Genomic DNA, 24018 nt, shown 5'->3' with positions numbered 1-24018 from the left:
TTTTACATTCCCATGCAACAGCACTGATGCAAATCAGTACAAATCGGTAGGTCACGCGTATGGTCTTCGGTGCATCACGGATCGACAACGGGAGTGGATAAGTCATGGGCCGACCCCTGCGGGCCGATGCCGCGCGCAGTGTTCGCGCGATTCTGGAGGCGGCCGAGCAGGTCCTCGCCAAAGACCCCGGGGCTTCCATGGAGCAGATCGCGGAGGAGGCGGGAGTGGCCAGAACAACCGTGCACCGGCGGTTCGCCAGCCGCCAGGCCCTCATCGAAGCACTCGCCGCCTCGGCGAAGCAGCAGCTCATGGAGTCCGTAGAGGACGCCCACATGGACACCGCCCCACCACTCGTGGCGCTCCACCGCGTCACGGCGAACGTACTGCGGATCAAGAGCGTCCGGCGGTTCACCCTCGGTCACCCTCTGGCCGACACCCCCCTCACGTCGGTGATCTGGTCCGAGGTCAACGCCGGGGCCCTCGAGTTCCTCGCCCGGGCCCAGCGCGAAGGGCTCCTCGCGCCGGACACGGACCTCTTGTGGGCACGGCGGGTGTACTACGCCCTCGTCGACGAGGCGCAGCACGGAGGCGGCGCGGATCTCGACCCGGACCAGGTCCGCCAGAACGCGGACGCACTGGCCACGCTCGTCGTCGACACGTTTCTGCGCGGCATGGGCCCCCACGGCTGAACCCCCGGCCGGCAACTCCTGTCTCGCCTTGCGGCCCTGCCGGGAACAGCCGGTCCCGTCGGCACGGTTGCATCAATGAGGGGCCGGTGCCGCCGGAGCGGGGAACTCGGGGACCATAAGGTCGTCCGACCACCAGGATCCGGACCCTGGAAGCACGGTACGTCGCCGCGCACTCGTACCACGAGTAGCACTGGTACCACTCGTACCAAGAGATATGTCTGCAGGAGGACTGCTTCATGGCTGACCGGCCCTTGACGCTCATGGCGGTACACGCCCACCCCGACGACGAGGCCACCGGAACCGGAGGGGTCCTCGCGCGATACGCGGCGGAAGGCGTCCGCACGGTTCTCGTGACGTGTACCGACGGCAGTTGCGGTGACGGACCAGGAGGTGTCAAGCCGGGCGAGCCCGGGCACGATCCGGTGGCGGTCGCCTCGCTGCGTCGTCGAGAACTCGAGGCGAGCTGTGACGTCCTGAAGGTCAGCGATCTGGAGATGCTGGACTATCCCGACTCCGGAATGATGGGCTGGCCGGGCAACGACGCCCCCGGATCCTTCTGGCAGACCCCCGTGCAGGAAGCCGCGGCCCGGCTCGCGGAACTCATACGGCACTACCGACCCGATGTCGTCGTCACCTACGACGAGAACGGCTTCTACGGCCACCCCGACCACATCCAGGCCCACCGCATCACGATGGCCGCGCTGGAGATGACCACGCTGACACCGAAGGTGTACTGGACGACCATGCCCCGCTCGGCGATGCGGCAGTTCGGCGAGGTCATGCGCGAGTTCGGTGAGGACATGCCGGAGCCGGATCCTGCCGAGGCCGCCGCGTTGGCCGAGATCGGCCTCCCCGACGATGAGATCACCACGTGGGTGGACACGACCGGGTTCAGCGGTCAGAAGTTCGACGCGTTGGCCGCACACGCCAGTCAGGGCGAGAACATCTTCTTCCTCAAGATGGGCAAGGAACGGTTCGGCGAGTTGATGGGCATGGAGACCTTCGTACGTGTCCAGGACTCCACCGGCGCTGCCATACCCGAGAACGACCTCTTCGCCGGACTGCGCTGATCCGCCATGTCAGCCCGACCTGCCTGATGGCGCAGCGTAAGTAGGTGTCCCGCAACCGCCGCGCGAGCACCCCCGTTCGGGGGTGCCGCGCACAGGCGGAGCCCCTCAACATGTGCTCGAGAAGGCGTCGTGGCAGGCAAAGGAGCAGCCCATGACAGAGATCCAGATCGAGTGCGACGTACCCGCGGAGATGCGTGACGGCACCGTGCTGCGCGCGGATGTCTACCGTCCCGTCGGCACCGGGCCCTGGCCGGTCCTGCTGAGCAGGCTGCCGTACGGGAAGCAGATGGCCCTGGCGATCGCCGTCCTCGATCCCCTGGCGGCGGCCCGGCGTGGCTTCATGGTGGTCCTCCAGGACACCCGCGGCCGCTTCGCCTCCGAGGGCGCGTGGGAGCCATGGACCTACGAGGAGAGCGACGGGTACGACACCGTGCGGTGGGCCGCCGCCCTGCCCGGCTCCAACGGCTCCGTCGGCATGATCGGCGCCAGCTACTTCGGCAACACGCAGTGGATGGCGGCCCTGGCCAAGCCACCGGAGCTGAAGGCGATCGCACCGATGCTCACATGGTCCGATCCCGACGACGGACTGTGGACACGCGGCGGCGCCATCGAACTCGGCATCACCGCACCCTGGACCCTCATGATGGGCGCCGACGTGCTCATGCGCCGGCACGGCAGCGACCCCGCCGCCCTCGTCGGCGGCCTCGGCGGGCTCGTCAAGGATCTCGACGGCCTGGCGGGCGGCGGGTACGGCGAGCTGCCCGCCGGACGGTTCCCCGCGTTCGCCCGGCACGACCTGCCCGAACTCGGCTACGAGCGCTCCCGCCGCGAGCCCGAGTGGGCGCAGTCCTGCACCGTCACCGGCCGGCACGACGAGGTCGACCTGCCCACCTTCCAGGTCGGCGGCTGGTACGACATCTTCGCCCAGGGCACCCTCGACAACTTCACCGCCATGCGCCGCGCCGGCCGCTCCGCCACGCTGGTCATGGGGCCGTGGACCCACACCAACCAGCAGCACGTCATCGGCGACATCAACTTCGGCTTCGCCGCCAACTCCGCCTTCATGGGCATGCGCGGACCCCTGAACGGCCTCCAACTCGACTGGTTCCAGCGCACGATCGGCGCCGGCGAGCCGCTGGAGCCGGACACCGGCAAGGTACTGCTGTTCGTCATGGGCGCCAACCAGTGGCGCGAGGAAACCGAATGGCCCCCGTCCCGGGCCGTGGACACCGACTTCCACCTGCGCACGAACGGCCGCCTGACCCCCGAGCCACCGACCGCAGACGAACAGCCCGAACACTTCACCTACGACCCCATGAAGCCGGTACCCACCACCGGCGGCGCGCTCCTCATCGGCGACGACTTCCGTCCCGGACCGCTCGACCAGGTGGCCGTGGAGGCACGCGACGACGTCCTGGTCTTCACCACCCAACCCCTCACCGAGGACACCGAGGTGACCGGCCGCATCAAGGCGGTCCTCCACGCCGCCACCGACGGCCCCTCGACCGACTGGGTGGCCCGCCTGTGCGACGTCGACGAGCACGGCCTCTCCCGCAACGTGACCGACGGCATCCTGCGCGTACGGGAGGCAACACCGGGCGAGCCGGCCGAACACGTCGTCGACCTCTGGTCGACCAGCATCGTCTTTCGGGCAGGCCACCGCATACGCGTCCAGATCACCTCCAGCAACTTCCCCCGCTGGGACCGCAACCTCAACACAGGCGAACCCGAAGACAACGCCACCACACCACGAACCGCCCGCCAGCAGGTCTTCCACGACCCCGACCGCCCCTCCCGCATCATCCTGCCGGTGATCCCGGGCTGACGGGAAGTGGCGGAGGAGTCGGCCGGGCGATCCGGGCTGCCTCCGCTGCTCGTGCAGGTCGGGGCGAACGAGGTGCTGGTCGACGAGGCGTCGCCCCCTCCGCGCAAAGAAGCGTCATGCGGCCGGTCTCACCCGTTCGGGTGTGCCTGACCGGCTGGATCTGCTGTCTTCTCGATCCAGACGAGGAGGAGGTGCACGGTGGACGATGTGGTCTCGCCGGGAGGCATCCTGCGCCGTACGGCGGCGCGCTACGCCGACAAGGTCGCCCTGGTGACGGCGTCCCGCACGATGACGTACGGCGAACTCCACGCGGAGAGCGACCGGGTCGCCGCCGCGCTGGCTGCGCGCGGTGTGCGGCCGGGGCAGCCGGTGTCCCTGTACGCCCAGAACCGGTGGGAGTGGGTGGTGGCCTACCACGGCGCGCTCAAGGCGGGGGCGGTGGTGAATCCGGTGAACGTCATGCTCACCCCGGAGGAGCTGGCGTTCGTGCTGCGTGACTGTGACGCGGCCGCGGTGTTCACCAGCTCCGGGCAGGCGGCTGACGTACTCGCTCTGACCCGGGATCTGCCGGGCCTGACAACGGTCGTGGCGTTCGACGATCCGCCCGAGGGTGCGGTCGGTTTCGGTGAACTGCTCGCCGAGGGCGGGCTGGTCCCCGCCTTCGCTCCGGACCCGGCCGCTGCCTGCACGATCGGCTACACCTCCGGCACGACCGGGCACCCCAAGGGCGCGGTGCAGAGCCATCGGTCAGTGCTGCTCAACTGCGCCCTGACCGGGACGATGCACGGCCGTACGTCCGCGGATGTCGTGGTGACGGCGCTGCCCGCCCCGCACGTCTACGGCAACGTGGTGATCAACGGCACGTTCCTGGCCGGTGGCACCGTGGTGCTGATGGAACGGTTCACCCCGGGCGAGGCGCTGCGGCTGATCGGTGAGCACTCCGCGACGATGTTCGAGGGCGTGCCCGCGATGTACGCGATGATGCTCGCCGACCCGGCGCTGGCGACGGCCGACCTGTCCTCCCTGACCCGGTGCACGGTCGGCGGCCAGACCATCCCGCTCTCGACGATCGAGCGGTGGCAGTCCCGCTCGGGCGCCCCGTTGATCGAGCTGTGGGGAATGACGGAGATCGCGGGACTGGGCACCACCCATGCCCTCCACTCCCCGCCCGTCCCCGGCTCGATCGGCGTGTCCCTGCCCGGTGTGGAGGTGCGCATCGCGCACCTGGACGACGTCACGCGCGACGCTCCCCGCGGCGAACCCGGTGAACTGATGGTGCGCGGCCCGATCGTCATGCTCGGCTACCACGGCAACCCGCAGGCCACCGCCGAGACCATCGAGCCGGACGGCTGGCTGCACACCGGCGACATCGCCTCCATGACCGAGACCGGGCACGTCTTCATCGTCGACCGCCGCAAGGACATGATCATCACCGGGGGTTACAACGTCTACCCGGCCGAGATCGAGCGCGTCCTCGCCGCACACCCCGCGGTCGCCATGGTCGCCGCCGGTCCGGTGCCCGACCCGGTCAGGGGCGAACTGGCCTGTGCGTACGTGGTCCTCGCCCCGGGAGCACGCGCCACCGAGGAGGAGCTGATCGCCTTCGCCGGGCAGTCGCTGGCCGCGTACAAGCGGCCACGCACGGTCCGCTTCGTCGACGACCTGCCCAAGACCTCCACCGGCAAGATCATGCGGCGAGAGCTGATCAAACGGTACGAGTGGTGACAGCCACGGCGGGTGCGGTGTCTGATGACGGTATGCGGGACCCCCACCCCCTGCTCCAGCTCAGCGAGCAGTACGCGGAACTCCTCGTCGCGCTGGATCGCGGCGAGGCGCTGCGCCGCGCCCTCACGCTCCTGACGGACGACGCTCAGGTGGCGTGGGCGGCCCGGCCCGGTGCGGGAGAGGAGCTGAGCATCGAGCAGGTCGTCGGCCAGCGCACGGGAATCCTCCGGGCGCTGCGGGTGCCCCCCGGCACGGGGCTGACCGGCAAGGTGCACCGGTCGGGACGGGCGGAATGGGTCGACGACTACTTCGGCAGCGCCAGAATCACCCACACCTTCGACCAACACATGGCCACCGAGGGCGTGCTCAGGCTGCTGGCGGTGCCCCTGGTCCGGGACGGCGAGTCGCTGGGAGTGCTGGCCGTAGGGCCACGCCACGACGGCGCCTTCGGCGACCGCGAGGTCGAACGCGCCTCGCACGTGGCCACGCAGGCCGCCCTCGCCCTGTCCATCGCCGAGCGCGCCCGGCTGACCCGGGAGATCGCCGTCCACGAGGAGCGGCAGCGACTGGCGGCGGAACTCCACGACAGCGTGGGCGCGCTGCTGTTCGCCATCGGCTCGGGGATGGCCAACCTCGCCGAATCGGCGAGCACCGACCCCGAGCTGCGTGCGCGGCTGGACCGTCTGCAGCGCCAGGCCGCGGACGCCACCAGCGCACTGCGCGAGTCCCTGCGCATGCTGCACTCGTCCCCCGCCGCACTGGCCCTCGGTGTCGCCCTGCGCACAGACTGCGCGGCCTTCTCCGATCGGAGCGGTGTCCCGGCCGAACTGGTCGTCCTGGACGAGGTTCCCGCCGAGTTGCCCCCGTCCCGGTCGCAGGCGCTGCTGGCAGCGGTGCGGGAGGCGCTGCTGAACGTCGAGAAGCACGCTCGGGCGAGTGCCGTGACCGTGTCGGTCGGCCGCAGCGGCCGACTGCTGACGGTCGCCGTGCACGACGACGGCGTAGGGCTGGGCCCCGACCATGAGCCGGGCCTCGGCCTCACCAAGAGCGCCGAGGCCCTCGGCCGGCTGGGTGGCGTCGTCCGTGTCGTCTCCGACCCCGACGGCGGCACCATCTGGCGGGCGCGACTGCCATGCTGACGACCCGTCCCACCCGGATCGTGCTGGTGGACGATCACCCGGTCGTCCGCCACGGCGTCGCGGCGCAGCTGAACGGCTACCCCGACCTGCTCGTCGTCGGTCACGCCGAGACCGGCGCCGACGCCGTCCGGCTGTGCGCGAGGGAGCGGCCCGACATCGTCCTGCTCGACCTGCGGCTCCCCGACAGCCCCGCAGCCGACGTCGTCGCCCAGGTGCACCGTCAAAGCCCCGACAGCCGCGTCCTGCTCTTCACCGCTTTCCCCGAACACGCCGCCGTCGCACCGGCGTTGGCCGCAGGAGCCTGCGGGCTGCTGGTCAAGGACGCCGACGGCACGGCGGTGCGCGACGCGATCCGCAGCGTCGTGCGCACCGGCACCTTCCGCGCCGAGCGGTCCGCCCCCTCCACGGCCCCGGTCACGGCCCGCGAGTACGACGTGCTCCGCCTGGTCGCGGCCGGCTACACCAACCCCGAGATCGGCGATGAGTTGAACCTCTCGGTCAACACGGTGAAGACATACCTGCGGGAGATGATGAACAAGCTCGCCGCCCGCAACCGCGCCCAGCTCATCTCCAACGCCCGCACACGCGGCCTGCTCTGAGCGAAGCCGACGTGCTCACCACCGAACTCCCGCCCACAACCAGGCCGGTCAATGCCGGCGAGAGGTCGGGCGAGGGTGCGGTGCGTGACGCCGGCGGTGACACTCCCGGAAGACAGGAGCCACGTCGTGAGTGAATAGGGGGCATGCTCTTCGACTTCACGCTCGACCACGACGGTGAACGGCTCAGCGGTGTGTACGGCGGCGATCCTTCCGGGGTCACCGCCGTAGTGCTGCATGGGGCGGGCGACAGCAGCATGGAGCGACTTCTCCCGCTGGTACAGGAGTTCGTGGCCCGCGGCCACCGAGGGGTCGCCTTCGACTTCTCCGGGCACGGCGAAAGCTCCGGAAAACTCAGTGAGCTCAGCCTGCGGCGACGGTTCGAGCAGGCCGTCGCGGTGGTCGACGCGTATGGCGGAGCGGAGGGGCCGCTGGTCCTGGTGGGTTTCAGCATGAGTGGGCAGACGGTGGCGGATCTCGTCGCCCACTACGGGGATCGGGTGACGGCGCTGGGGCTGTGCGCGCCCGGCGTGTACACCGCCGAGGCGTGGGACGTGCCTTTCGGGGACGGGAACGGGCGGTTCAGCGGGATCATCCGGCAGCCGGACAGCTGGCTGGAGGCATCCGCGCTTCAGGTGCTGCGGGCGTACGACGGGCGGGCGGTGCTCGTCGTGCCGGGCACGGACACAGTGATCCCGGCCGCGGTGACCGAGGCCGTACAGGACGCGCTCGCTGCCCGCGCCCAGTACACGCGCTTCGACCTTCCGGACGCACAGCACCAGCTGGGAATATGGTTCCGCGATCACGGCGACGACCGGCGGCGGTTCGTGGAGGCGGTGCTGGCCGGCCTCGACGACCAGGGCTGGTCGGCTACGCGTGCGTGGATCGCCAAGCAGCTCGGCAGCGGCCGCAAGGTCACCGACTCGCGCCTCCTGTCGGGTGGTTGGAGCTCCCAGATGCGCCGGCTCACGCTTGACGACGGCACGGGCCTGGTGCAACGGACCTTCGTGAAACCGTTCTTCCGTCACCACGGGCCCGGGCTGCTGGCCCGCGAGGCGTCCGTCCTGGCACTGCTCACCGGGCAGGGGAGCATCCCCGCGCCCGATTTCGTCGCCGTGGACGCCACGGCCGAACACTGCGACCACCCGACCCTGTTGATGTCCGCGCTGCCCGGCCGCGTCCGCGTGGACGAGGACGACCTCGACCGGCGCCTGGACCTGCTCGCGGCCCAGCTCGTCCGTATCCACGGCGTCGTACCGGACGAAAGACCGCGCACGTACCAGGCATGGACGTCCCCGCAACGCGTCCGCACCCCGGACGGCCCTCTGTGGGAGCGGGCCGTCGACGTGATCCGCCGCGACCCGCCGCCGTACGAAGGCTGCTTTCTGCACCGTGACTTCCACCCCGGAAACGTGCTCTTCACGGGAACAGGGCGCAAGCTGCGGATCACCGGCGTCGTGGACTGGGTCGAGACCTCGTGGGGTCCCGCAGACCTGGACGTGGCGCACTGCTCGACAGCGCTCGCGCTGCTGCACGGGCCGGCGTACGGGCTGGACTTCCGCGAGCGGTACGAGGCACACGGAGGGCGCGGCCTCGCCGACGACCCCGACCACCTGTACTGGCGGCTGCTCGACGCCCTGCACTACTGCCCCGACGCGGCGAAGCTGGCCGGGCCGTGGCGTGAACTGGGGCGGGACGATCTGACGTCCGAGGTGCTGGGAGAACGGCTGGAGGCGTACGTGGACGGACTGCTGCAGCGATACGGCTGACCGCGACCGAGGATCACTCGTCCGACCGACCCGACGAGAACGCCGAGTGACGGGAACGGTCCAGGTCAGGCGAGGTTCTTGGTGAGGAACTCGTCGAGCGTGTCGAAGGGGATGATGTCCGTCTGGTCGTAGAGATCGACGTGGTCGGCGCCCTGGACGCTCACGAGTTCGATGTTCTCGGGCGACATCGTCTGGACGTCCTCGGAGTAGTAGCGGGAGTGCGCGTCGGCGCCGACCACCAGGAGGGCCTTGCGGGGCGCCAGCATGTCGATGTCGGTCATCAGCTGGAAGCCGAAGAACGACATCGGAGTGGGGGCGGTCCACTCGAAGAAGCGCGCCAGGACCGGGTTCGGGTCCTCGGGGAGGGTCTCGGGGAGCACGCGGTCGGCCGGCGCCGGGTGCCGGGGCTGCGCCGCGAGGAGGTCGCGATTCTCGCCGGAGTGAGCACCGAGTGGTACACCCGGCTGGAGAAGGGCCACATCGGCGGCGTCTCCGGTGACGTCCTCGACGCTGTGGCCCGCACCCTGCGGCTGGACGACGTCGAACGCACCTACCTGTTCGACCTCGCCAAAGCCGCCCCAGCCCAGCCCCGCGCCCCGGCGCCGCCGCAAGGCCGTCGACGTCCCGCCCCACGTCCAGTGGCTGCTGGACTCCATGACCCTGTCCGCGGCCTTCGTCACCAACGGCCACCTGGACATCGTGGCCAGCAACGCACTCGCCCGCGCCCTGTTGTCCCCCGTGTTCGGCAGTCCCACCACGGACCGTCGCGGGCGGCCCGACTTCGCCCGGTTCTGGTTCCTCGACGAGGACTCCCACGACTTCGTGGACGACTGGGACGGCGCGGCGTACTCACCTACCAGCCTCTGGACCTCCCGGTCTCCACCAACCAGGCGCACTCCCTGACCATCTGCACCGCCCAGCCGGGCACCGCCGACGCGGACAGGCTCCAGCTCCTCGCCGGCTGGGCAGCCACCAACGCCGGCGCCGGGCAGCCGGGCGGCAGTGGCAGCCACACTCCGTCCACGTGAGTTGCGGTATTCGCCCGAAGCGCCGAGCAGTGCCGAGAAGTGCCCACCCATACGGGCCCGTACCTCCGCGGCGTCGAAGGGGGGCCGACCGCGTCAGATGCCTGTGCGACGAGGCCGGCCGTGCCCTTCTCAGGTGTGGCGCGGGCGAGGCAGCAAGGCGAACGCGCTCTCCGCGATCGAGGTCAGGCGGGCGGGACTGTGGCCGTACGCGCCTATGACATCGCTCCCGCGGACGACGGACAGCAGAAGGTACGCGAGGTCGTCGGGATCCGCGTCGGGGTCGATGTCGCCGTTGCGCTGCGCCGCTCGCAAACACTCGGCCACCGCCGCCGCGACCACGGAGAAGCACTCGTTGGCCAGGCGTCTCACCTCGGGGTCGGAGGCGCCGATCTCCAGGGCCATCTTGGCGGCGAAGCAGGCCGCCCCCGCCCGGTCGGAGGCGGGCGGTACGTCGGCGGCGAGTGGCACCCCGTGGACGGCGCGGAGCAGGTATGCGTGCAGTCGTTCCAGGGCACCCTCGTCCGGTCCGTCGAGCATCTTCCGCGGACCCTGCGCCAGCCGGGCGAAGTAGCCGGTCATCGCCTGCAGCAGCACGCCGTGCTTGCCGTCGAACGCGGCGTAGAGGCTGCCTCGGCCCAGGCCGGTGGCGGCGCTGATGTCGTCGACGCTCGTGCCGTTGTAGCCCGCAGCGCGGAACTGCCGCTCGGCGGCATGGAGGACTTGGTCGCGGTCAAAGCTTCGTGGTCTGGCCATGCAAAGAAGGTAAATCCGACCCACCCTTCTTGACAACTCAGTACAGAACTGCCTAGGTTTCGGACTGTTCAGTAAAGAACCGTCCTGAGCTCACCGGACAGGCTTGGTCCGGACGTGCAGGACCGGTGCGGACGTGTCGACCTGAGCACAGGCGACCCCGCACAGCGCCCGACGAAATCATGAGCACAACCGAAGGAACCACCATGCAGACGGCTCCCCCTGTGGCCCTAGTGACGGGCGCCTCCTCCGGAATCGGGCGGGCGGCGGCGCTCGCCCTCGTGAGCGCCGGCTTCGCGGTCGTCGGCACGAGCCGCAACGCGGCGAAGGCCGAGCCGCTCTCCGGGGTGACGTTCCTGGATCTCGACGTGGCCGACGACAAGTCGGTCCGCTCCCTGGTCGAGGAGGTGATCGAGCGGTTCGGCCGGATCGACGTCCTGGTCAACAACGCAGGCGTGGGCGCGGTCGGCGCCGGCGAGGAGAGCTCGATCAACCAGGCCAAGGAGGTCTTCGACATCAACGTCTTCGGCGTGATCCGGATGACGAACGCGGTGTTGCCCCACATGCGCGCCCAGGGCAGTGGCCGCGTGGTCAACGTCTCCTCGATGATGGGTCAGGTCCCAGCCCCCTTCATGGCCGTCTACGCCGCCACCAAGCATGCGGTCGAGGGCTACTCCGAGTCCGTCGACCACGAGCTTCGCGAGCACGGCGTCCGGATGCTGCTGGTCGAGCCGGCCTACACCAGCACGAATTTCGAGGCGAGCAGCATGGGACCCGACTCGCCCCTGCCGGTCTACGCCGCGCAGCGGGAGGTCTCCCGAGACGTGCTGTCCACGGCCCTGCGCACCGCCGACGACCCGGCCGTTGTCGCGAAGGTGATCGTCACGGCCGCCACCGACTCCAAGCCCAAGCTCCGGTACCCCGCCGGCCCGATGGCCAGACGCGTCAGCCTCCTACGCCGGTTCGTGCCCTCGCGCACCTTCGACGGACAGATCCGCAAGCTCAACCGACTGGCCGGCTGACCCCGCAGTACACCCGGCGCCCGAGGAGTCGCGCATGTCCAAAACCAGAGACACCGAAGCCGGCATGAGCGTCTCTCGTCCGACCGCTCTTGGAGAAGGCTGACACGCATGGAGTTCGAACGCGTCACCTTCGACCTGCCACACGGCACCTTTCACGCGCTGGAGGGCGGTGATCCCGATGGTCAGCCGACGCTCGTCCTGCACGGCTTCCCGGACCATCCGCCGACCGCGAAGCCCTTCCTCGCCGAGCTCGGCCGCCGCGGACGCCATGTCGTCGCACCCTGGCTTCGCGGTTACGCGCCGTCCCCGACCGCGGGGCCGTTCGACTTCGCATCCCTCACCAGCGACGTGCTCGCGCTGATCGACCGCTGGTCCCCCGGGCGAGCCGTGGAGTTGATCGGCCACGACTGGGGCGCCATGATCACATACGACGCCTGCGTCACCGCGCCGAAGCGGATCGAACGCGCGGTCGCGCTCGCCATCCCCCACCCGCTCACGTTCATAAGCCGGCCGCGCCCCGCCCAGCTACGCCGGAGCTGGTACATGGGGCTCTTTCAACTGCCGGGAAGCGGCTGGATGGCCACCGCCCGCGATCTCGCCCTCATCGACCGCCTCTGGCGTCAGTGGTCGCCCGGCCTCTCGCTCGATCCAGCTGTCCGGGCGGAGCTGCACGAGCACCTGCGGGCGAGCATGCCCGCGCCCATCAAGTACTACCGGGAGATGATGCGACCCGGCATGCTCAAGGCGGCGCGCCGCCTGTCTCAGCCGATCGAGGTGCCCCTGCTGCACCTCCACGGTGCCGACGACGACTGCATCCTCCCCCCGCAGGTCGACGACCGACATCGGTTCGCCGCCCCGCACGCGATGGAGGTCGTCCCCGACGTCGGTCACTTCCTGCACATCGAGGCCCCCGAGGCGATCGCGGAACGGATCGTGGCATGGGCCGAGTAGCGGATCACTCGACCCTCGCGGCGAGACCAAGGGCGACGAACAAACGATGGCTGTAAGGCGGCGCGGCACCGAGCAGGCGCCGACCGGTGATCCGATCACTCGAGGTGGGGGACGTATGGCACAGGCCGCGGACGCTGCGCGGACCGTCATCATGACCGTGGACGACGATCCCGGGGTGTCCCGGGCCGTCGCCCGTGATCTGCGGCGGCGCTACGGCGGTTCGTACCGGATCGTGCGCGCGGAGTCCGGTGAGTCCGCGCTGGAGGCGCTGCGTGAGCTGAAGCTGCGCGGTGACCTGGTGGCGGTGATCCTGGCCGACTACCGGATGCCCCAGATGAACGGCATCGAGTTCCTCGAACACGCCCTGGACATCTATCCGGGTGCCCGGCGCGTGCTGCTGACCGCGTACGCGGACTCGAACGCGGCGATCGACGCGATCAACGTCGTCGACCTCGACCACTACCTCCTCAAGCCGTGGGACCCGCCGGAGGAGAAGCTCTACCCGGTGCTCGACGACCTGCTGGAGGCGTGGCGGTGCAGTGACTTCCGGCCGGTGCCGAGCACCAAGGTCGTCGGTCACCGGTGGTCGGCCCGCTCGTCTGACGTACGGGAGTTCCTGGCCCGCAACCAGGTGCCCTACCGCTGGTACTCCACCGAGGAGCCCGAGGGGCAGCGGCTGCTCGCGGCCGCGGGCGAGGACGGTCAGCGGCTGCCGGTGGTGATCACGGCGGACGGTAGGGCGCTCGTCGAGCCGGAGGTGCCCGAACTGGCCGCGCACGTGGGGCTGGCGACGACACCCACGGCCGACTTCTACGACCTGGTCGTCATCGGCGGCGGGCCGGCCGGGCTGGGCGCGGCCGTGTACGGCGCCTCCGAAGGCCTGCGTACGGTGCTCGTGGAGCGCTCGGCGACCGGCGGACAGGCCGGACAGAGTTCTCGGATCGAGAACTATCTGGGCTTCCCGGACGGGGTGTCCGGCGGCCAGCTCACCGACCGGGCGCGACGCCAGGCCACCAAGTTCGGCGCCGAGATCCTCACCGCGCGGGAGGTGACCGGACTGGAGAGCAGCGGGGCGGCGCGGCTCGTACGGTTCGCGGACGGGTCGCAGGTCGCGGCGCACAGCGTGATCCTGGCGACCGGTGTGTCGTACCGGCAGCTGGAGGCGCCGGGCGCCACCGAGCTGTCGGGCCGCGGGGTGTTCTACGGGTCCGCGCTCACCCAGGCCGCCGCCTGCCAGGGCCACGACGTGTACATCGTCGGCGGCGCCAACTCGGCCGGGCAGGCGGCGATGTACCTGTCCAGGGGCGCCAAGTCGGTCACCCTGCTGGTGCGCGGAGCGGACCTCACCGCGTCGATGTCGCACTATCTGATCCAGCAGATCAACGAGGCGCCGAACATCTCGGTGCGGGCCCACACGGTCATCGAGGCCGCGCACGGCGACGGCCACCTGGAACAGCTGACGCTGCGCGACACGACGAGCGGTCAGACCGAACTGGTCGACGCGCAGTGGCTGTTCGTGTTCATCGGCGCGGCCCCGCTGACCGACTGGCTGGAGGGCACGGTGCTGCGGGACGAGCGCGGGTTCATCCTCGCCGGGCCCGATCTGACCGCCGACGGGCGGCCACCGGCCAACTGGGAGCTGGACCGGCCGCCGTACCACCTGGAGACCAACATCCCCGGCGTGTTCGTCGCCGGGGACGCACGCGCGGAGTCCGCCAAGCGGGTCGCGTCCGCCGTCGGAGAGGGAGCCATGGCAGTGATGCTCGTACACCGATACCTGGAGCAGTCATGAGCGGGCGGCTGATGCCGTGCAGCACGGCGGAGATCAGCTCGCTGTTCCTCTTCGAGAAGCTCAGCGCCGATCAGATCGACAGGCTGTGCGGCGAGGGACGGGTCGAACTGTTCGACCCCGGGCCGGTGTTCACCGAAGGGGACCCGGCGGCCTGCTTCTATGTGATGATCGAGGGCACGGTCGTCATGTCACGCCGGGTGGGCAGCGACGACATCGAGGTGAGCCGCACGTCCCAAGCGGGGGTGTATGCGGGGGCCGTGATGGCGTACGTGGGGGAGGGGAAACCGCAGCGGTACATGAACTCGCTGCGGGTGACCGAGCCGACGCGGTTCTTCGTGCTGCCCGCCGAGTCGTTCGCGAGCTTCATGCACGAGTGGTTTCCGATGGCGATCCATCTCCTGGAGGGGCTCGTCCTCGGTTCGCAGACCTTTCAGCGGGCCGTCGGGCAGCGCGAACGGCTGCTGGCGCTGGGCTCGCTGTCCGCGGGTCTCACCCATGAGCTCAACAACCCGGCCGCGGCGGCCGTACGGGCCACCTCGACGCTCAGAAACCGGGCCGCGCAAATGCGCCACAAGCTCAGCGCCATCGCCTCGGGCACCTACCAGGGCGACGCCCTGAAGACCCTGATCGACCTCCAGGAACGTACGGCCGAGCGGGTCTCGAAGGCGCCGGCACTGAGCCCGCTCGAAGCGTCCGACCGGGAGGACGAACTCACCGACTGGCTCGACGACCACGGTGTCCAGAACGCCTGGCAGATCGCGCCGACCTTCGTGCAGGGTGGTCTCGACGTCGACTGGCTGGAGCAGATCGCGACGGCCGTCGACGAGCAGGAAATCCTGCCGAGTGCCATCGAGTGCCTCAACTACACGGTCGAGACCGAGCTGTTGATGTCCGAGATCGAGGACTCCACCACCCGTATCTCGCACCTCGTCGACGCCGCCAAGCAGTACTCGCAGCTGGACCGCGCGCCCTACCAGGTCGCCGATGTGCACGAACTCCTCGACAGCACGCTGCTGATGCTGTCGGGCAAGATCGGCCCACAGGTCAAGGTCGTGAAGGAGTACGACCGTACGGTGCCGAGGATTCCGGCCTACCCGGCCGAACTCAACCAGGTGTGGACCAACCTGATCGACAACGCCGTCTTCGCCATCAGGAGCGCGGGCGGCGAAGGGACGTTGACCGTACGCACCGCTCTGGTGCACGACCGGCTGCTGGTGGAGTTCCGCGACACGGGCCCGGGAGTGCCGGCCGAGATCCGCGGCCGGATCTTCGACCCGTTCTTCACCACCAAGCCGGTGGGCGAGGGCACCGGGCTGGGGCTCGACATCTCCTGGCGGATCGTCGTCAACAAGCACCACGGTGACCTGAAAGTCGAGTCCGTACCCGGCGACACCCGCTTCCAGGTACTGCTCCCCCTCACCGCCACCGACCCCGACACCAAGCCCGATACCGACCCCGACCCGGCCCAGGAGCCCTCATGACCATGGACACCGGCATCGACCCCAGCGTCCCGCCCAGCGGTGCCGGATGCGTCGAGTGCGACGCCGACGGCGGCTGGTGGTTCCATCTGCGGCGCTGCGCCCAGTGCGGTCACATCGGCTGCTGCGACGACTCACCCTCCAAGCACGCCACCGGCCACTTCCGGGACACCGGCCATCCGGTGATCCGCAGTTACGAGCCGGGCGAGACCTGGTTCTGGAACTTCGAGACGTCGGAGATGTACGACTCCGGTCCGGCCCTGGCTCCCCCGGACGCCCACCCAGCCGACCAGCCCACGCCGGGACCGGCGGGGCGTGTGCCGGCGAACTGGACGGACACGCTGCGCTGAGCCTGGCCGACCAGGGCTGTCAGTGGTGAATGTCAGGTTCGACCTGCCAGGCCGTGCGACCGGTCGACGCTCCACGGGATCACCGACACGGCCCTCGCGGGCCTTTGACGCACACCGCGGGCGACCGCACCTGAAAGGACAGAACCATGGAACGCAACGAGTCTCCCGACGCGGCATACGCGAGAACCTGGAGCGACGGCCGCGGCGAGGTGCGGTTCTTCACCCGGGCCGACGGCTCGCGGCTGCGCTACTACACGGTGGGCACCGGCCCCGCCCTCGTTCTGATGCACACCGTGCGCGGCCAGCTCGACTACTTCCAGCGGGTGATCCCGCTGCTGTGGGACCACTACACGGTCTACGCGCTGGACCTGCCCGGGATGGGATGGTCCGACATCGTTCCCGGCGCACAGTACGAGGAGCCGCAACTGCGGTCCGCGGTCGTCGAGTTCGTGCGCGGACTGGACCTTCACGACGTCACCCTGTCGGGAGAATCGCTCGGGGGCGCCCTGTCCCTGTCGGCATCGATCGACCTGAAGGACCGGGTCAGCCGGGTCGTGGCGTTCAACAGCTATGACTACCCCCAGGGCGGGGAGCGGGGAAACTGGCTCTCCCGCCTCATCATCTCCAGCGTGCGGATGCCCGTGCTGGGCCCCCTCTTCGCCCCCCTCGAGCCGCGGCCCGTCTTCCGAGCCATCCTGCAGGGCGGCTACGTCGACAAGACCAAGCTGCCCGAGGACTTCATCACCGAGCTCCTGAGAAGCGGCCGTCGCAAGGGCTACGCCAAGGTGTCCCGGGGAATCTTCCGCAGCCTCAAGGGATTCGACCGGGCCCGTGAGCGCTATCCGCGCGTGTCGGCACCCGTCACCCTCGTCTACAGCGAGAACGACTGGTCCCGGCCCGCCGAGCGAGACCGCGTGGCCAACGCGCTGACCGACGTCCACCGCGTCACCGTGCCCCGCACCGGCCACTTCTCCGCCTTGGAGCGCCCCGCCGAGATGGCACGCATCCTGCTCGACGCGGCCTGACCCGGCAGCGACCGACACCCCCCGCACAACCCCGTCCGGGCATGGGAAAGAGCCACCCGCTGCGCACCCGCGATCTGCGGAACCGCCCTGGGCCACGTGCAGATCAGCATCGACCAGCCGTCGAGCAAGTTCGCCCGCTTCGGCGATCCCCGCGTCGCCGAGGTCGGAGCACAGCTCGAGAGCTCCCCAACGTGAACGTCGCCTTCGCGGCCCCGCTCTGATCGATGCCTTGCCGAGGGTCGACCCGCCGTATTTGACAACTCAGTACAGAACATCTAGGTTTCTGACTGTTCAGTACACAACGGTCCTGAGCTCACCGGACAGGCCGCGTGCACGCCAGGCGCGTTTGAGGGCAACCCATGCCTTTGAGCTCCTCCGCGTTGCCCGGCGTTGCGACGCCTTCCAGGCCGGTCTCCACAACAGCCCACGACGGTCGCCGACCACTTCCTGGCTTCCTGAACAGCTGCCCCCCTGCAACCACCCAGAACCCGAAGGGTCGACCGAACCATGACCGACAAGGAAAAGCAGGAGGCCACGGCTGTGACCACTCCTGCGTACGCGAGCGACGCACTGGCCGAGGGGACCGTCGACGCGGTGGTGATCGGCGGGGGCGCCGCGGGACTGAACGGCGCACTGATCCTCGCCCGCTCCCGCCGCTCGGTCGTCGTGATCGACAGCGGCTCCCCACGCAACGCACCCGCCGAGGCCGTGCACGGCCTCCTCGCCCTCGACGGCACCCCACCCTCCGAGCTCCTCCGGCGCGGCCGGGAACAGGTGCGCCAGTACGGGGGACGCGTCGTCCACGGCGATGTGGTCTCGGCCGAGCCTGCCGCCCCGTCGGCGGACGGGGACCTGCGGTTCACCGTCACCCTGGCCGACGGCCGCCGCATCACCGCCCGCCGCGTCCTCGTGGCCACCGGCCTGAAGGACGTGCTCCCGGAGGTGCCCGGGCTCGCGAAGCACTGGGGGCACAGTGTGGTGCACTGCCCGTACTGCCACGGCTGGGAGGTGCGCGACGAGCCCATCGGCATCCTCGCCACCGGCCCGGCCTCCATCGGCCCCGCGTTGTTGTTCCGGCAGCTGACCGAGGACCTGACCTACTTCACCCACGAAACCGACCTGGACCAGGACACCCGCGCCCGCTTCGCCGCCCGCGGCATCCGCGTCATCGACACCCCGGTCACCGAGGTCGTCGACGACGAGGACGGTGACCTCGCCGGGGTGCGCCTGGCCGACGGGCAGGTAGTGGCCCGTCGTGTCCTCGCGGTCGTCCCGCAGATGCAGGCCCGCACTCAGGGCCTGGAAGGACTGGGCCTGCCGGTGCGGGATCTGCCGAATGTGGGCCGCGCTTTCGCCTCCGGCCCGGACGGCACCACCGAGGTGCCGGGTGTGTGGGTGGCCGGCAACGTCACCGATCCGGTCGCCCAGGTCGGGGCCTCCGCAGCGGCCGGCGCACTGGCCGGCATCGACATCAACAAGAAGCTGGCCATCGCGGACACCGACGCGGCCCTCCAGGGCTGAAATCCCCACCCCCCACCCACCACCCACCACCCACCACCCTCACCCTCACCCTCACCCTCACCCTCACCCTCACCGGCGAGAAAACCCATCAGATTCCAGACGGCTTTCAGTCATGCCCACCAAACAAGGGAAGAAAATGAGTACCAGCATCGACCGCGGGGCGCCCGCCCCCGAAAAGAGAGACTCGGGCCTTCGCGGCTCACATGCCGTGCGCTGGTGGGTGCTGGTCGTCATAGGCGTGGCCCAGCTCATGGTCATGCTCGACGCGACCGTAGTGAACATCGCGCTGCCCGAGGCGCAGCAGGACCTCGGCTTCAGCGACGGCAGCCGGCAGTGGGTCATCACGGGTTACGCCCTGGCGTTCGGCAGCCTGCTGCTGCTCGGCGGCCGACTCGGTGACCTGTTGGGCCGACGTACCCTCTTCGTGATCGGCCTGGCAGGTTTCGGGGTCGCGTCCGTCGTCGGCGGCTCGGCCGGCAGCTTCGAGATCCTCGTCGCGGCACGTGTGGCCCAGGGCCTGTTCGCCGCGGTGCTCGCGCCCGCGGCACTCTCCCTGCTCAGCGTGACCTTCACCGAACCGTCCGAAAGGGCGAAGGCCTTCGGTATCTTCAGTGCGCTGGGTGGTGCGGGCGGCGCGATCGGGCTGCTGGTCGGCGGCATGCTCACCGAATGGGCGTCGTGGCGCTGGGTGATGTACGTGAACGTCGCCTTCGCGGTCCCCGCCCTGATCGGTGCGTTGCTGCTGCTGGCCAAGCCCGTGATCACCCAGAAGCCCAAACTCGACATTCCGGGCATCGTCGTGGTGAGCGCCGCGCTGTTCGCCGTCGTCTACGGGTTCGCGCACGTCGAGTCCACCAGCTGGACCGACCCGGTCGCCCTCGGCTCCATGATCACCGGCGCGGTGCTGCTCGCGGTGTTCGCCTGGCTGGAGACCAGGGTCGCGCATCCGCTGCTGCCCCTGCGCCTCGTGCTGGACCGGACCCGCGGTGGTTCGTTCCTGGCCGTGTTCGTGCTGGGCATGGGGATGTTCTCGATCTTCCTGTTCCTCACCTACTACTTCGCGGCCAGCCTCGGCTACTCGCCGATCAAGACCGGTCTGGCGTTCCTGCCGATGGTCGCGGCCGTCGTCGCTTCGTCGACCACGATGCCTTCGCTGGTGCTGCCCAGGGTCGGCCCGAAGATCGTCGTCAGCGCCGGCTTCCTGGTCGCCGCCTCCGGTATGGCCCTGCTGACCCGGCTCGAGCTGGACAGCACCTACGCCGCCCACATCATGCCCGGCCTGATCCTGCTGGGTCTCGGCATCGGCGCGGTGATGTCCACCGCGATCCAGGGGGCGACCTCGGGCATTCACCACGAGGACGCGGGTGTCGCCTCGGCGCTGATCAACACCGGTCAGCAGATCGGCGGCTCCATCAGTACGGCACTGCTGACCACCGTCGCCTCGTCGGCCGCGACCGACTACCTGACGTCGCACAAGCCCGGCGCGCTGGCCGCGGCGCAGGCCGGGGTCGAGGGCTACACGGCCACCCTGGCATGGGGCTCCGGGTTCTTCGTGGTCGGTGCGCTGATCACAGCGTTCCTGATCCCGAACCGGGCTCTGGAGCCGTCCGAGGGCGAGCCCGTGATGGCCCACTGAGCCGGAATCCACCCGAGAGATGCCCTGCTACCCGCGATGACTGTTGTTCTCAGGACACACCTCAGCGCGGGAAAGCAGGGCTGATCCCCTTCTCAGTTCAGGTGGAGGCGGCTGAGGGCGGTGGTCCAGTCGGTGACTATGGCCTGCTGCGCGGCGGCGAGGCTTATGGTGCCCTTGCAGACCGCGGTGTGCAGCTTCGTCTCCACCGGGTCCTTCCTGTTGTTGATCCCGGAGCCCTTCCTGTGACCCGGGTCAGCGGGCTCCACCCACAAATTGCGCGGATCGTTGGGGTCACCGCCGAGCTGGAGGCTTATCAGGTGGTCGTACTCCGCGTCGCCCATGCGGCCGGTGTAGCCGTACGACGCGGCGTTGAGCCGCTTCTCCTTGCCCGTTATATAGGCGGAGGGACGTATGTCCGAGGTGTAGCCGCCCTTGCGGCATATGGTCGACTTCAGATTCGCCTGCGTGACCGCCGGGGATATCGCGCCCGGCGTGCACGCCGGGTCCTCGAGTGGCTCCCCGTGCTCGTAGCGGTAGTGGCAGGAGCGGGCGGCGGGCTGCTGCCGCACCACATAGTGCTTCTGCGGGCCCTCCCCCACCGCGATCGCCTTCCCTTTACCGGTCGGCGCCGTCGTGCGCGGCGCCCCTGCCGCCGGACTCTGTGTACTGGACGAGGTCGATGTGCCGAGTTGGACGGATGAACACCCCGCCGACAACAGACAGGCGAGCACGAGCGGCGGCACGGAGAGGCGGGCAGAGCGCATGACGGAACCTCACAGAGAGACGGTGGCTGAGCAGATACTCCCCCACCCCTCGCCCGCCCTACCCTCCGGGGTACGACCCGCCGAGAGTGCCGAGTTGTCCTGCGACCCATGATGGCTACGTCTCGCGCTCGGCCTGGCGTGCCGCTTCGATGAACGAGTCGACCGAGGCCAGGTAGGTGTCGAGGGCTCGGCGAAAACTGTCGGCCTCGTGTACGTCCCTCTCGACGACCATGAGACGACCGTAGGCTGCGCTGGAGGCCGCGTGGACCGCCTTCGCCGCTGCTATCGGCTCGGGGTGACATTCCAACGAGACGACAGCCAGGGACCGCAGGAACGGCCTGTACGATTCCCGCAGTTGATCGCGGAGCTCGGCGAGCGACGCCTCCCGCGCCGCATCGTTCTCCTCCTCGAAGAACTTGGGGATCCTCAGGTAGAGGATCCCCATCTCGTTGGCCTGCGCGATGAAATCCAGCTGTGTGGCTCTGCGCGCCTCGCGCTCCCGGGCGATGTGCGCCGCTTGGGCGGCGGCTTGGGCCTGGATGCGCGCAGCTTGGGCGTTGCCCCTGTTCGTCACCCAACTGGCGACCACCGCCGTGGCCGCGGTCAGCACGGCCACCCACAAAGCGCTGTTGTCCATGGTGCACAGTGTCCGTGCCCCCGGCTGGCTTGCACCAGAGCGCGCCAACTCCGCGCTGCACGCGGGGAGAACATGACCGACCGGGGGTGCCGGACCGAGCGGCCACCGCCGGGCCGCGGCCGCTCCGTGGGGGGCGAGACTCACCCTGCCGACGGCTCGGCCGGTCGCGCCCCCTCCTCCTCAAGCACCTTCACGTCCCAGGGGCCCAGCGGCACGCTGTCGGAGTACACGGCGTCCGACCGCACATCCCGCAGGGGCTTGGGCACGGGTACGGACACGGATTCCCACGACCAGTTGTGCAGGAAGCGGATCCGGCGGCCGTCCCGGGCGGTGGCCGAGGTCGAGGTGACGCTCGGGTGAGTGGGACGCCAGGAGTCGGCCGGGGTGCTCCAGTCGAGCAGGGCGCGGGCGAACGCCGGGTCGGGGACCGTGCCGACATAGGTGATACGGCCCCTGCCGTGCGGGCGGGTGGTGGCCGCGGGCCAGCGACCGAAGTGCGGGTGGACGTACGCCGCCAGTTCCTCGGCCCCCTGCGCACACAGGCCGTCGGCCCAGTGCAGGGCGTGGGCCTCCGGCGGGAGGGCGAGGGTGGCGGTCCCGGTGACCGGCAGCGGTTCGGTGAGGTTGCTGAACTCGTCGTACGTCACCCCGGCGGCTTCCGCCAGCCGCGCGGGCTGGGCGTCCGCGCGGGCGCGTGCCTCGAGGTCGGCGTAGGCGGTACGGGGGCCGAGGATCAGGTGGCCGCCCTGCTCGGCGTAGGACTTCAGACGGTCGAGGATCGCGTCGTCGGCCGCGTAGTAGGCGGGGACCACCAGGACCGGAGGCAGGTTGTCGTCGGCGTCGGTGAGGGAGCCGGGGTGCAGGATGCGGGACTGCAGGCCCGCGTCGAAGGCACCTCGGTAGAAGGCGTCGAAGATCTTCTCGTACGAGCGGGCGTCCGGGCCGCCGGCCTCGTCCGGGAGGGGCGGCTGGCCTTGCAGCGCCCATTTGCTGGGGCCGTCGTAGAGGAAGGCGATGTCGGCGTCCGGGGTGAGCTGGGCGACCAGGTCTCCGGCCTTCTCCAACTCGGCGCCGAGGGCGGCCAGTTCGCGGTAGACGCGGCCTGGTCTGCCGTTGTGCGGGAGGACGCCGCCCCAGTAGGTCTCGGCGCCGAAGTGCAGGGTGTGCCAATGCCAGTACTCGATCATCGAGGCGCCGCGGGAGATCAGTGCCCAGGCGGCCTGGCGCCACTGGCCGTCGTAGGCCGGGCGGTTGTTCCAGGCAAAGCCGATCGCCTGTGCGTTGGTCTCCGTGACGAGGAACGGCTCCTGGCGGGAGGAGTACATGCGGTCGGCGCTGCGGTACAGGGCCCAGGTGCCGTTGGTGGTCCAGTCCTGGCCGGAGCGGGACCGGTCGGGCAGGGCGAGGGCATCCTGCATCGTGTAGTAGGGGTTGCCGGCCGTGACGTCGAGGCTCGCGGTGAGCTGGTCGTCCTCGACGCCCGGGCGGTCGTAGGAGATGCAGGTGGTGACGAACTGGCCGGGGCGGGCGTACTCGCGGACGAGGTCGGCCTGCCAGGCGATGAACTCGGTGATGAGTCGGGCCTGGAAGCGGCGCCAGGCGAGGTCGTACTGCGGCTGGGCGTTGCCGTCGGGCCGCCACAGGTCGGCCCAGGTGGACAGCTTGTGCGACCAGTAGACGAGCCCCCATGCACGGTTGAGGGTCTCCACATCGCCGTACTGGGCGCGGAGTTCGTCCGTGAAGCGCTGGAACACGCCGTGGTTGTGGAGGAGATGCAGGCCCGGTTCGTTGTCGACCTGGAAGCCGATCACGGCCGGGTGGTCGGCGTAGCGTGCGGCGATCCTGCGGATGATCCGCTCGGCGTGGAAGCGGAACGCCGGGTGGGTGAGGTCGACCTCCTGCCGGGCTCCCCACCCGATGCGCTCACCGGTGCGTGTCTCGCCGGTGATCTCCGGGTACTGGCGGGCCAGCCATGGCGGCACGGCGTACGTCGGCGTGCCCAGGATCACCGAGATGCCCCGCTCGTGCGCGCCGTCGAGCATGGGTTGGAGCCAGTCCAGATCGAACCGCCCGTTCTCCGGCTCCCAGGTCGACCACACCGATTCGCCGACCCGGATGACGGTGAAGCGGGCCTCGGCCATCAGGTCGAGGTCGTCCTTCAGGCGGTCGTAGGGCTGGTACTCGTGGTAGTAGGCGGCGCCGAACAGGACCCGGCGAGGAAGCTGGAACATCGTTCTCCAATTGGTGATTG

Annotated in this window: 20 protein-coding genes and 1 pseudogene; 17 read left to right on the top strand and 4 right to left on the bottom strand. The window is 69.8% G+C overall.

All coding sequences use genetic code 11. The features are described 5' to 3' along the window. Positions 1-104: 104 nt before the first annotated feature. The 9 genes and pseudogenes from ABZT17_RS32870 (at position 105) to ABZT17_RS32830 (ending at position 9716) form a co-directional block, all read left to right on the top strand. Positions 105-689, top strand: a complete 585-nt coding sequence (locus tag ABZT17_RS32870) for a helix-turn-helix domain-containing protein (RefSeq protein ID WP_356354272.1) — start codon at positions 105-107, stop codon at positions 687-689. Between the two features lie 236 nt (positions 690-925). Then, positions 926-1759, top strand: coding sequence for a PIG-L family deacetylase (locus ABZT17_RS32865; protein WP_356354270.1), 834 nt, complete (start codon positions 926-928; stop codon positions 1757-1759). A gap of 151 nt (positions 1760-1910) precedes the next feature. After that, on the top strand, positions 1911-3584 hold the full coding sequence (locus ABZT17_RS32860; protein ID WP_356354268.1) for a CocE/NonD family hydrolase: 1674 nt from the start codon (positions 1911-1913) through the stop codon (positions 3582-3584). 198 nt (positions 3585-3782) lie between these two features. Continuing rightward, entirely contained in the window at positions 3783-5309 is a 1527-nt protein-coding gene (locus tag ABZT17_RS32855; protein ID WP_356354266.1) for an AMP-binding protein, read from the top strand. Positions 5310-5341: 32 nt separating this feature from the next. Next, positions 5342-6448, top strand: a complete 1107-nt coding sequence (locus ABZT17_RS32850; protein ID WP_356354263.1) for a GAF domain-containing protein — start codon at positions 5342-5344, stop codon at positions 6446-6448. Then, complete coding sequence (locus ABZT17_RS32845; RefSeq protein ID WP_356354261.1) at positions 6442-7047, top strand: response regulator transcription factor; 606 nt, start codon at positions 6442-6444, stop codon at positions 7045-7047. The genes ABZT17_RS32850 and ABZT17_RS32845 overlap by 7 nt, the downstream gene beginning before the upstream one ends. Positions 7048-7190: 143 nt before the next feature. Continuing rightward, positions 7191-8813 carry an alpha/beta fold hydrolase gene (locus ABZT17_RS32840; RefSeq protein WP_356354259.1) on the top strand — a complete coding sequence of 541 codons (1623 nt, stop codon included), beginning with the start codon at positions 7191-7193 and terminating at the stop codon, positions 8811-8813. A 140-nt stretch (positions 8814-8953) separates the two neighbouring features. Further along, a pseudogene (locus ABZT17_RS32835) lies at positions 8954-9310 on the top strand (hypothetical protein); the annotation flags it as partial. A 157-nt stretch (positions 9311-9467) separates the two neighbouring features. Next, complete coding sequence (locus ABZT17_RS32830) at positions 9468-9716, top strand: hypothetical protein (RefSeq protein WP_356354257.1); 249 nt, start codon at positions 9468-9470, stop codon at positions 9714-9716. Positions 9717-9970: 254 nt separating this feature from the next. Here ABZT17_RS32830 and ABZT17_RS32825 read toward each other — a convergent pair whose 3' ends face one another. Continuing rightward, positions 9971-10594, bottom strand: a complete 624-nt coding sequence (locus tag ABZT17_RS32825) for a TetR/AcrR family transcriptional regulator (protein ID WP_356354255.1) — start codon at positions 10592-10594, stop codon at positions 9971-9973. Between the two features lie 203 nt (positions 10595-10797). Between ABZT17_RS32825 and ABZT17_RS32820 the strand changes: the two genes are divergently transcribed. From ABZT17_RS32820 to ABZT17_RS32785, 8 genes are all read left to right on the top strand, one after another. Beyond that, positions 10798-11613, top strand: a complete 816-nt coding sequence (locus tag ABZT17_RS32820) for an oxidoreductase (protein WP_356354254.1) — start codon at positions 10798-10800, stop codon at positions 11611-11613. A gap of 108 nt (positions 11614-11721) precedes the next feature. Further along, the gene (locus ABZT17_RS32815; protein ID WP_356354252.1) at positions 11722-12564 is read left to right on the top strand and encodes an alpha/beta hydrolase; all 843 of its coding nucleotides are present in this window, start codon (positions 11722-11724) and stop codon (positions 12562-12564) included. A 115-nt stretch (positions 12565-12679) separates the two neighbouring features. Further along, complete coding sequence (locus ABZT17_RS32810) at positions 12680-14356, top strand: FAD-dependent oxidoreductase (RefSeq protein ID WP_356354250.1); 1677 nt, start codon at positions 12680-12682, stop codon at positions 14354-14356. Then, complete coding sequence (locus ABZT17_RS32805) at positions 14353-15837, top strand: ATP-binding protein (protein WP_356354248.1); 1485 nt, start codon at positions 14353-14355, stop codon at positions 15835-15837. Before ABZT17_RS32810 ends, ABZT17_RS32805 begins: the two co-directional genes overlap by 4 nt. Then, complete coding sequence (locus ABZT17_RS32800; RefSeq protein ID WP_356354246.1) at positions 15834-16184, top strand: UBP-type zinc finger domain-containing protein; 351 nt, start codon at positions 15834-15836, stop codon at positions 16182-16184. Before ABZT17_RS32805 ends, ABZT17_RS32800 begins: the two co-directional genes overlap by 4 nt. Before the next feature lie 146 nt (positions 16185-16330). Beyond that, on the top strand, positions 16331-17209 hold the full coding sequence (locus ABZT17_RS32795) for an alpha/beta hydrolase (protein ID WP_356354244.1): 879 nt from the start codon (positions 16331-16333) through the stop codon (positions 17207-17209). A gap of 507 nt (positions 17210-17716) precedes the next feature. Continuing rightward, the gene (locus ABZT17_RS32790; RefSeq protein WP_356354242.1) at positions 17717-18730 is read left to right on the top strand and encodes an NAD(P)/FAD-dependent oxidoreductase; all 1014 of its coding nucleotides are present in this window, start codon (positions 17717-17719) and stop codon (positions 18728-18730) included. A 136-nt stretch (positions 18731-18866) separates the two neighbouring features. Beyond that, the gene (locus ABZT17_RS32785) at positions 18867-20366 is read left to right on the top strand and encodes an MFS transporter (RefSeq protein WP_356354240.1); all 1500 of its coding nucleotides are present in this window, start codon (positions 18867-18869) and stop codon (positions 20364-20366) included. A gap of 92 nt (positions 20367-20458) precedes the next feature. Here the strand turns inward: ABZT17_RS32785 and ABZT17_RS32780 are convergent, their stop codons facing one another. The 3 genes from ABZT17_RS32780 to ABZT17_RS32770 form a co-directional block, all read right to left on the bottom strand. Beyond that, positions 20459-21130, bottom strand: coding sequence for a hypothetical protein (locus ABZT17_RS32780; RefSeq protein WP_356354238.1), 672 nt, complete (start codon positions 21128-21130; stop codon positions 20459-20461). Between the two features lie 115 nt (positions 21131-21245). After that, positions 21246-21767 carry a hypothetical protein gene (locus tag ABZT17_RS32775; protein ID WP_356354236.1) on the bottom strand — a complete coding sequence of 174 codons (522 nt, stop codon included), beginning with the start codon at positions 21765-21767 and terminating at the stop codon, positions 21246-21248. A 140-nt stretch (positions 21768-21907) separates the two neighbouring features. Next, on the bottom strand, positions 21908-23998 hold the full coding sequence (locus tag ABZT17_RS32770) for a beta-galactosidase (protein ID WP_356354234.1): 2091 nt from the start codon (positions 23996-23998) through the stop codon (positions 21908-21910). Between the last annotated feature and the right edge of the window lie 20 nt (positions 23999-24018).

Origin of the sequence: Streptomyces sp. NPDC005648 (genome assembly GCF_040605395.1) — a bacterium.
Taxonomy (GTDB): domain Bacteria; phylum Actinomycetota; class Actinomycetes; order Streptomycetales; family Streptomycetaceae; genus Streptomyces.
The sequence above is the reverse complement of the archived record's forward strand: the minus strand, read 5'-3'. Positions and strand labels throughout refer to the sequence as shown.